Annotated in this window: 1 rRNA gene; it reads right to left on the minus strand. The window is 56.5% G+C overall.

Features of this window, described 5'->3' with window-relative positions:
- Positions 1-7 precede the first annotated feature (7 nt).
- Positions 8-742, minus strand: a 16S ribosomal RNA gene (locus tag BEN48_RS16405); the annotation flags it as partial.

Consider the following 742-nt stretch of genomic DNA (forward strand, 5'->3'; position numbering starts at 1 on the left):
GCTCCAGAAAGGAGGTGATCCAGCCGCACCTTCCGGTACGGCTACCTTGTTACGACTTAGCCCTAGTTACCTGTTCTACCCTAACTGGCTTCGTTGCGGAGCACCAGCTTCAGGTCTACCAAACTTCCATGGCTTGACGGGCGGTGTGTACAAGGCCCGGGAACGTATTCACCGCGTCATTGCTGATACGCGATTACTAGTGATTCCAGCTTCACGGAGTCGAGTTGCAGACTCCGATCCGAACTGAGAACGGCTTTTCGGGATTGGCGCACCATCGCTGGTTGGCAACCCGCTGTACCGTCCATTGTAGCACGTGTGTAGCCCTAGGCGTAAGGGCCATGATGACCTGACGTCGTCCCCGCCTTCCTCACTGCTTGCGCAGGCAGTCTGGCTAGAGTCCCCACCATTACGTGCTGGCAACTAACCATAGGGGTTGCGCTCGTTGCGGGACTTAACCCAACACCTCACGGCACGAGCTGACGACGGCCATGCAGCACCTTGCTTTGTGTCCCGAAGGAAAGGCCCATCTCTGGGCCGGTCACGCGCATTCTAGCCTAGGTAAGGTTCCTCGCGTATCATCGAATTAAACCACATGCTCCACCACTTGTGCGGGCCCCCGTCAATTCTTTTGAGTTTCACTCTTGCGAGCGTACTCCCCAGGTGGGATACTTAACGCTTTCGCTAAGCCACCGACATTGTATCGCCGGCAGCGAGTATCCATCGTTTACGGCGTGGACTACCA

This window comes from Hymenobacter glacialis (assembly GCF_001816165.1).
In the GTDB taxonomy this organism is placed as follows: Bacteria; Bacteroidota; Bacteroidia; order Cytophagales; family Hymenobacteraceae; genus Hymenobacter; species Hymenobacter glacialis.